Annotated in this window: 6 protein-coding genes and 1 pseudogene; all 7 read right to left on the reverse strand. The window is 58.9% G+C overall.

Annotated elements, in window-relative coordinates; genetic code table 11:
• Positions 1-484, reverse strand: a pseudogene (locus tag HUJ17_RS03570) (hypothetical protein); the annotation flags it as partial.
• Positions 477-1811, reverse strand: coding sequence for a PelD GGDEF domain-containing protein (locus HUJ17_RS03575; protein ID WP_290509380.1), 1335 nt, complete (start codon positions 1809-1811; stop codon positions 477-479). The gene HUJ17_RS03575 and the pseudogene HUJ17_RS03570, both read right to left, overlap by 8 nt.
• Positions 1811-2323, reverse strand: coding sequence for a hypothetical protein (locus tag HUJ17_RS03580; protein WP_290509381.1), 513 nt, complete (start codon positions 2321-2323; stop codon positions 1811-1813). The genes HUJ17_RS03575 and HUJ17_RS03580 overlap by 1 nt, the downstream gene beginning before the upstream one ends.
• A 9-nt stretch (positions 2324-2332) precedes the next feature.
• Positions 2333-5101 (reverse strand): tetratricopeptide repeat protein, encoded by a 2769-nt coding sequence (locus HUJ17_RS03585; protein WP_290509382.1) that lies wholly within the window; start codon positions 5099-5101, stop codon positions 2333-2335.
• Complete coding sequence (locus tag HUJ17_RS03590; RefSeq protein ID WP_290509383.1) at positions 5098-5973, reverse strand: hypothetical protein; 876 nt, start codon at positions 5971-5973, stop codon at positions 5098-5100. Before HUJ17_RS03590 ends, HUJ17_RS03585 begins: the two co-directional genes overlap by 4 nt.
• Entirely contained in the window at positions 5936-8671 is a 2736-nt protein-coding gene (locus tag HUJ17_RS03595) for an endo alpha-1,4 polygalactosaminidase (protein WP_290509384.1), read from the reverse strand. Before HUJ17_RS03595 ends, HUJ17_RS03590 begins: the two co-directional genes overlap by 38 nt.
• 159 nt (positions 8672-8830) lie before the next feature.
• Positions 8831-9144, reverse strand: a 314-nt coding sequence (locus HUJ17_RS03600) for an HNH endonuclease (RefSeq protein WP_290509385.1), incomplete at its 5' end; no start/stop codon positions are given.

Genomic DNA, 9144 nt, shown 5'->3' on the forward strand with positions numbered 1-9144 from the left:
AATCGCGCAACAGTCGCCCGGTAATACGACCGGGCATATCCTTGAGCACCAGCATTCCCTGAATCCGCAAGGCGTTGGGCGCGGTCTCACTGGTAAGCAAACTTTTCAGATCAATCTGCCGGAAACCGGCGCTATGTTGATTGTTGACCGGTGTAAAATAGGGCTTTGCCACCTGGGAAAAAGGCAGCGGCATGAACAGTGCCGGCAACATCACACCCAAGGCAATGCCACCAATGATAGTCAGCAGCCCGATCGCCGGGATAAAAAAGGCAAAGGAAAAAATCAGTGCCAGCGAAAAGACTTTCGGCTCCCGAAAACGGGTCGGAAGAAAGCTCCACGCCACAGCGGACAACAAGGCCGACGCCAAGCCATGGGCAACCAGGTAAAGCAGAAAATAGGACAGCGAGCTGTTCTGACTGAGCAACAGCAGCAGTGAGCCCAGCTCGGCACTGATCGCATAGATAAGCAGCTTCCAGCTAGACACCGGCCACCTCCAGCAACTCGCGGAGCTGATCGCCAGGGTCACGCTCACCCAGTAACCGATGGTAGTACTTCACCCCGGCCTGGCGGAGGCTGAAGAAGGCATAGTCCTCCTGTAGCCATTTTTCCGTGCGCAGTACAAAACCTTCCAGACTGGAATCACCAGTCATCGGCATCATAATCATCAGCACGTTGTCATGGACCCACCAGGCCAGATCCAGACTACGCAGGCCCCGTGCCAGCGCTTCCAGAATCTGTGCAGCTTGTTCGCTGTCATCGGCCACAAACAGGGTCAGGGCGGTGTCAACCCGCGCTTCACCGCGCAACCGGGAAAGCGCCGTCATTTCACTGGCAAAGCGGGTCGGCAGGTTCGGCCAGGTATCCAGCAGGCTGTCCACCTCTTCTCCGTAGTGCGCCACATCCGCATAGAAGTTCAGCAGCACAGACAGCAACTGCAGGTTTTCATAATTCATGGACAGGAACGGCAAGCGTTCCACCACCAGCACACCGATCATTTCCCCGGCACTGTTGGTCACCGGTGCGGCCACCAGATAGCGGCCCACATAGGCATCATCCTGAGTGTTCTGCTGAACATGGGCGAGCATGCCGATGTCCAGGGCGTGGTTGAGCAGGGCATCGTGCTGATCCAGAGGCTTGTTCTCCCCCAACAGGGCGGCGGCCTGGTCGTTGACCTTGCCGTCCAGAACTGGATACAGGGCAGCGCGCTGTAATTGACAATACTCCGCCAGCAAATTGATCAGATCATCCGCCGCCGGCAGGACTTTGCTGTCGCTTTCATCCAGGGTCAGATCGCGCAGACGGAACAATGCATCGCGCACGGTGTAGGGCCTGACCAGCAGATTCTCTTCCAGGCGGTCATGGGAAAGGCGTAACAGCACATGGCGTTGGGTCAGGTTCTGCAAACGTTCCAGGGCATAACTGGCGGCGCTTTCCGCCCGCTGGAGGCGCACCCGCCACAGGTCAGCGAATTCACCGCAGACCAGGCTGAGAATAAACCCACCCAGCATGGTGCCTTCGGGGAAATCCCAGTCCGCATAAAAGTCCATATTGCGAAGCACAAACCAGCTGGCCAGCAGGCACAACATGCCAAATACACCGGCAAGACTACCGTAACGCAGGGACACCAGAATAGGCACGAACAGGCCCCAGCGGAAGTTGGCACCCAACGCCAGGGGGTCCTCGGAACGTAACCACAGCCCCATTGCAACTGCCGCCACAGTCAGCAGTACCGCCTCCAGCACCACCCACAAGGGTCTTGCCGGCGGTGCCACCAGGGCGGGGATGACGGTGTTAGCCAGCCACTTTCGCATCAGCGAATGACCGGAGCCAGCAGCTTGTCGATGACTTTCTGCCCGGTCTGGCTGAGCGACGTTCTTGCCCACCCGGCACGAGCACCGGTGCCGCTGTAGACGATGTTACCGGAAGGCAGTTCGCGGATTTCCAGCATCACGCCCACCGCCGGCTCGCCATCCACGCCGGTCTTGTAACGCCATTCATGCACTACGCCGCTGACCACATACCGGGCCGATTGCGACTGCACCCAACGATCCATCTTTTCCCGGTTGGCGGAGGAAGACGCTTCGAACAACAGGCCGTCATTGCCGGTTTCCGGATAACTTTCCACCGCGGTCACTCCCTGCCGGTAAAGCACGGATTCCACGATGGCCGCTGCCCGCAATCCGGCTTGGGGGGTGCCGGTACGGTTGACCAGCGGCAACACCAGCCAGGTACCTTCCGCATCCAGTGACACTCCCTGACTACTGCGTACATGGGTGCAACTGGCCAGCATCAGCGCCAGCAACAAAGCAACAACCTGTTTCATCTCATGCTCCTAGTAGTAAATCCTGTATTGCAGTTCGGCCCGGTAGCTGTCTTCATCGTTACCACCGGTATTCAGTTGCCGCTCCAGTGACAGTTGCCAGGCGTCCCGGCCGATCAACGGCCCGGCCAGGCCCAAGCGGCCGATAAAACCATCGCCGGACAAGCTGTTATTCACGTAACCCAGTTCTCCCCACCCCTGCAGCCGATGCGGACGGATATGCACGTCCGGCGTGCCCAACAACAGGGACGCTCCGGATTCGCTGTAATTCTCGGGCAAGGGCGTAGTGTCTGCGCCGGCTGGCAGCAAGGCGCGGACTTCAGCCATGCTGTCCCCGGCTTCGGCAAAATCGGCGCGGGTATGACGCAGCCGTAGGCCCGGTGAAAAACGGGACAACCAGGGACGCCAGGTGGTTTGCAGATTGATAATGCTGCCCTTCCCCAGATTTTGACTATTCAGATCACGATACTGGTAATCCGCCCAATCTACACTGCTCTGCCAGGTAGATTGGGGCGACCAATTGAGCTGGAACTGGCTGCCGGTACGCGAACCGCCCAACAGCAGCAAGGAGGTTTCATCCGCCGGCATGCGCCACTGGTAACGCCAGCTGGCAGACCAGTCGGAGTGCCAGTTGCCCCCCACTTCCAGATCCGCGGTGGTTTCGCTGTTATCCAACAGTTGGCGCTGGCCCAGCGAAAAACGGTGACGATAGCGCTCACGCTGGTATTGCCACTCCAGGGTCAGCCATTGCTCCGCTTCATCCACATCAAGCTGGGTACGATCATTACTGCCAAACTGCCGCTGCCGGTAGCGCGCGGACAAGGTGCTGTAGTCACTGAATGGCTGACTCTGGGTAAATGCCCAGTCAGTCATTTGCAAGGCACCCAGACGGCGCTGTTCCAGCATCAATGCGCTGGAGCGGGCGCTGGGCAACAACAGGGATTCCTGCTGATTGTTGGCGCCAGCCAGTTCCGGAGAGCCGGACTGCATGGCCATTAGCGTCGCGGTGGCGCGCCGTTCCTCGCCCAGTTCCACCTGGCTTCCCAGTTGCTCGGACAACGTCAATTGACCGGCATAACGCTCACGAATCTGCGCCACGGCATCCCGGTCATTATTGAGCATGGCATAGGCCAGTGCCGACCCGGCATGCAGGGCGCCGGCAGCCTGCTGCTTGCGCAGGTACCAGGCACGGGCCAGTTCCGGCTCGCTATGCCCCAGCGCCCACTGGGCCAGCCATTCTGCACGGGCTTCGTCGTCACCCTGCTGCTGACGAATCTGTTGTGCCAGTTGCAGCGAACCATCTCCACCCTCAAACCGCTGGCTGAGCGCCAGACGCATATCGCGATACTGGGTCTGCTTGTCGTCCGCGACCGGGAACGGCAATCGTTGATGCAAACTGCGCAGCACCGGCCAGGCCTGACCATCACGCCCTGCCGCAATCAGCGCCTGGGCATACTGCCATTGTCGCTCCCAGTCCTCGGGAGCCGTTTGCAGCAGACGGCTCTCGTAGCGAACCGCCTGCTCGGCATGACCCAGCGCCATATGGGCGGCGGCCAGCACTTCCCAGTAGCGCCGGTCCAGGCGGATACCGGCTTCCCAGGCGGCAAGGGTCTGGGCCAGCTGAGTATCATCACCACTGGCGACCAGCAGCCATAACCAGGCGATGCGTGTCTCCCGATCGCCGGGGGCCAGTTCCAGCGCCCGCTGCAACCACTGCGCGGCATTTTCCATCTCGCCCTTGCGTAACAGCAGATTGGCGTAAAAACGCAAAAAAGCCGGGTCCTGTTGCAGTTGCTGGCGCTGGGCGTCACTAAGCTGGTGCAGAAAATCATCGATGGCCTGCCAGCGACCGGCATCCTGCATCTGATAGAGGGCACCCATGGCAAAAGCCTGATCCCCATTGCGCTGCCAGGCCCGCTCCATCAGCGCCACGACTCTGTCGCGATCGTAATAACGGGCCAGGGTAATGTACTGATACAGATCCGGCAGGGTCTCGTCACCCTGCTCCAGCAATGTCTGGTAATGACTCATGGCCGGCTGCCACTGTCCCAGCTCAGTGGCCATAATCGCCAAACGGCGTGTCAGGTCAGGATCATAGGGGAGGCTTTCGGCATCACTGCGCAAATCGGCATAAGCCGTCTCACGCTGCCCCTCAAGCCAATGGTAGCGGGAGACTTGCAGTGCCATATCCCGCTCGGGGCCATAGCGATTCATGTACTGCCGTGAATAGCGAGCGGCTTGCTTTCTATCGCTTTGATTCCAGGCCAGACGCTGCATTTCCCACAGCACAGCCTGACCCGGATAGCGCCGATGCCAGTCAGCCAGGAACACCAGGCCTTCATCCGGTGTGCCGAGCAACTCATATTGCCTGGCGATGGTAGCCAGCAAATCACGGTCACGGGGAGACACTTCCAGCAATTCCTTGTAAACCCGCAACGTCAGTTGGTGATCGTAGGCCAGCGGCGCCCGCTGCCGAACCTGCTGCCAGGCCTGCGGATCGTCAGTGTTTTCCGCTACTTTCCACCAGGCTTTCAGGGCAGTACTGCTATCCCCCTGCCAGTCGGCGATCTGCGCCAGCCTCAGCAACCAGCGAATATCTTCGGGGCGCCAGTAGAGAGCATTGTCCACCACTTGACGAGCCCGTCCCAGATTACCCGCCGCCACAAAAACCTCATAGCTATGGTCGTAGTAGCTCTCCACATAGGGCTCCGGCGCCTGGGCCAGAACAACGCCAGACAGGAACGGCAAGGGCAATACCAGAGTCAGCAGCAGCCGCTTCATCGCTGCTCCCCACGGCCATTGAGACGCAACAACCGCACTGCATAGCGCTGGGCCTGAGCCAGGTTGCCGCCGGCCTGGGCCAGGCGCATAAGGCGGTACAACACAGCCTTGTCCTGGTAATAAAGGTGTTCGTAGCGGGACGCAAAGCGCAAGGCCACGTCATGCAGACTACCGGCTTCCAGGGCCGCCAGCGCCTCAAGGAAATACTGTTTGCGAACGGTAGCGTCAGCAGACGCCTCCATGGCTTCCCCATAAGCAAGCCCCGACGACAGGTAGTTACCCTGCCCTAACAGAACCCGTCCGGCTTTTTCATACCAATCGCTGGGCCGCTCGGCCTCAGTGGCAAGCAGCCGGTAATAGCGCACGGTTTGTTGCACCTCACCCAGCACCAGCGCCATTTCCGCCAGTTCCCGGCGCTGGTCAGCGGTCAACGTCGACCAGTCCTGGCTGCGCACACTTGCCAGGGTCTCGGCCTGCAATCGGGAGGCTCCCCGCAGCTCCGGCTCCATGGCCATCAGCCGCTTGAAATCCCACTGCAATCTGAGCCAGCGAACCTGCGACTGGTAACCCGCATCTGCGGCTTCTACCCGGTCCAGTTGCACATCAGCTTCGTCAAATCGCCCCAGAACAATCAGTTCCCGGGCCATCAACAAACGCAGGTCATGGTCATCCGGCTTGGCTTTCAGCCAGGCCTGCATATAACTCAAGGTCACCGCATCCAAGCGTGCATTGCGCAACGTGACGGCCAGATCCCGCGGAAATGCCAGCCAACAGACCACCAGGATCAGCAACAGACAAGCGAACAACTCTGTGGGGCCGAGAACCCGTAATCGCTCAGTGCGAACAGTGTAGCCGTAGCTCTTCGAGCTCATGCTTCGCACTCCTGTAGTGATAGAGGGTTCCGTCCCGACGCACTGGTTTCAGTGGTTCATCGTTATGGTTGAGCGAGCAACCATCGGCATTGCCGATGGCAAATTCCAGGTTGGTGTGTCCTGCCAGAGAAAATTGCATGCCGTCTTCATTGCGAGCAAATGTGGTCAGGCGGCCATTGGCCTGTTGCAGGTAAGGCAACGAGTCCGAACCGGGCTGCCAGTGAGCGGCAGCGCCGGACAAATGCAGGTAGCGGCCGGGACCGTCTTCCCGGTAGCCGGCGACCCCATGAGTATTATTGGTCAGGGCCGGTAGCGGCAGCGCCTCAGGTAATCGCAGGGTGCGCAGTTCGCCATTGCCTTTTACCCACCAACCATCATTATCCCGGGCGATCACCATGGTGTTGAAGTCCAGCACCTTGCGGGCATAGTCAGACGCAAACACCGGATGAAGCGGTTGCGACTGCGCCCACCGATAGACCCTTAGCAAGGATTCCAGAGCTGCCGTCTTGCTGGCGATGTAGGTGTGGTAATAGATGTTCACCGGCTTGAAGCGATGGGGGCTTTCTGTCAGTTCGAAAGTCTCGAGCACACGCTCAAAACCGTAGAAAGGGCCACTCCACTCATTGGTATAAATGCTTTCGTTCTGGTTGGGCGCATAAACCTGATATTCGTCCCCCTTGGGCAAACCGATTCCCTTGATCAGGGTCCAGGTGGGCGCACTGTGGGTGATGATGGTATCGCTACCGTTCATGTTCAGCAGGTTGCCCCGCCGTGCCGCAGCAAGGGCTTCAGGAGTGGGAAGGGTATCGCCACTCCACAGCACCATTTTGGTACGCTTGCCGTCGGCCAGCAGGTTGTTGTTGATGTACTGTGCCGAACCGACCACTTCACGCATCGGGTCCATCTGGTAATCGGGGATAGGCAGGCGCAATTGCCCTTCGGGGCCATACAGCTCCCCTGGCATTTGCTGGGCGTCGTACCAGAAAAAAGGATGCGAATAGGTGTGGGTAGCCGCTTCCACGTGGGGCAAGGCGAACATTTCCCGAGCGATCTGCTCCAGCTCGGCGGACATCTTCGGGTAGAGGCCGTGGGGTGCCACTTCACCCTCGATCACCGAGATGGTGGTGGGCACCTCAAAACGTTTGAGCACTTCCTCCAGCAATACCCGGGCATCGGTTTGCCCCTGATAACCCTTCACCTCGGCCAGGCTGGGAAAACCATCTCCATCCATGTGCGCGAAGAGCAAGCGCCGACCATTTTCCGTCGTCACATCCGGAATCGGCATGGCAGGCAGCTGCAGTGCCTCACGAATAAAGGTGAGCGGATTGACCACCCAGCGATCCAGCCCTTCACCTTTCTCTCCGGGTAATATCGAACGGATCATGAAGGGCTGGAAGGCATAGCCGCCCCAGGACGAGGTCGCCACCGGCGTATAAGTGTGCTCCCCGGCACGAAGCTCCAGCCAGGGCTGCGCAGAAGGGTTATGCAATGGTGACGACAACTCAATCAGTTTGGGCAGTGCCAGCTCAAACCCCATGGCCTCATGCTGAAGGGTAACCGTCGGCGGTGACAAGGGTGTAGGCCGCCCCTCAAACCCGAAAGCCTGCGCGTTGGGACCCACGGGGTCCACCGCCGGGTAACCCAGCATGGCAATGGGAACGCCCGCATTTTTTTGCTCCACCAGCCAGGCCTCAAAATCGGCATCGGCCAGCTCTTCCTCTTCCAGCCACACGACAATACCGGCGTATCGTCCCTGCAGGGTGCCAGCGGGCATGCTGGAATTGATGGCACGGATATCAGGAACCAGCCCCTGAAACTGCAGGGGCATCAGCCCATAACGCACCGCATCGGAAAGCTCCCAGAATCGCTCATTGCTGCCACCATGAACCAACAACACTTGCCGGGGCAGCACCTCGCGCACGCCCAGCCCGAGCATATCCAGCTCCGGGTTGGTGACCCAGGGAATCACACCGTGACCCGCAATTTTCCCGGCAATTTCCCGGGCCTGCTGGCGCTGGTTGGGCGGCGCATAATCGATCGCAATGGTCTCTACCTGGTACTGGTCACGCATAGTGGCAAACTGACCCAGCAACCACTGACGGTCTTCCTCGGGAACCGGTGCGTAACGCTGCTTGCCCGCCTCCCAGCGCTGGTAAAGTGACTCCGCCGCGATGGCATCCACCGGCGCCTCTACCAGCGGCATCAGTTCAAAGCCACGATTGAAAATAAAGCGTGCCTGGGGATAACGCTGGGAGATCTGGTTGATCAAGGCCGCCAAGCCTTGCCGCTGCTGCTCCCGCTGCTCAGGCGTCTTTGCGACTAGCTGGTAGCTATCCAGGGTATCGAAGAAAAAGCCACGGTAGCCCTGCTGCCACACCGGCTCAATGACCTGCTTGAGGAGAAAATCTCGCAACCCCGGCGAAGACAGATCGAATATCTGGGAGCCCCAATCCGGGTTTTCCCCCAGCAGCCACTCTGGTTTCAGGTCTTTGAAATACGGTCGCGATGCCAGAACTTCACCCAGGCTGACATAGGCATAGAAGCGCTGCGCGCGAAACGCATCGGGCACGCCACTGGCTTGATCCGGCTCAACAACAGGAAAATCATAGATAGAGAGGGTGTGCCAGGGGATGAGGGGACCGTAATAAAACGACGCGGCCAGCCCGGACGGTGCCTGAGCCGATGCAGAAAACCCCAAAAAAACCAGCAGAATTGCCAAATAACAGCGGATCAATGAATTCCCCAATTCACATAAAACCTAATCTTCTTATATACCCTTTCAATGCGGCGTGAATAATGAGGGAAACACGAAGTAACCTAAATACGACAAAAAGGGCATTTATGTAAAATGCACAGCTCACAAAAGCCGACTGTTCTTGCCAAACTGGCTGCGCAAAAACGCCATCTGATCCCCGCGGATACGATGACTGTTTATCAAGGCCAGGTATTCGGCCATGTTTGGCACATAGGGCAGCGCCAATAAATCCATCTCGATCTCTTCCAGGCGCCGGTTGCCTTTGCGCTGGTTACAGCGTCGGCAGGCAGATACCACATTGGACCAGCGATCCCGGCCCCCTTTCGAGGTGGGGACAATATGGTCACGGGTCAGGACGTGTTCCGGGAAAGGTTTGCCACAGTAGAGACAAAGATGTTGGTCTCGCCGGAACAGGG

It is taken from the genome of Alcanivorax sp. (assembly GCF_014762765.1).
Taxonomy (GTDB): Bacteria; Pseudomonadota; Gammaproteobacteria; order Pseudomonadales; family Alcanivoracaceae; genus Alcanivorax.

Excerpts from the sequence above, each read along its gene's own strand:
- HUJ17_RS03580 (WP_290509381.1), bottom strand. The coding sequence starts at position 2,323 with ATGAAACAGGTTGTTGCTTTGTTGCTGGCGCTGATGCTGGCCAGTTGC.
- HUJ17_RS03590 (WP_290509383.1), bottom strand. The coding sequence starts at position 5,973 with ATGAGCTCGAAGAGCTACGGCTACACTGTTCGCACTGAGCGATTACGG.
- HUJ17_RS03585 (WP_290509382.1), bottom strand. The coding sequence starts at position 5,101 with ATGAAGCGGCTGCTGCTGACTCTGGTATTGCCCTTGCCGTTCCTGTCT.
- HUJ17_RS03575 (WP_290509380.1), bottom strand. The coding sequence starts at position 1,811 with ATGCGAAAGTGGCTGGCTAACACCGTCATCCCCGCCCTGGTGGCACCG.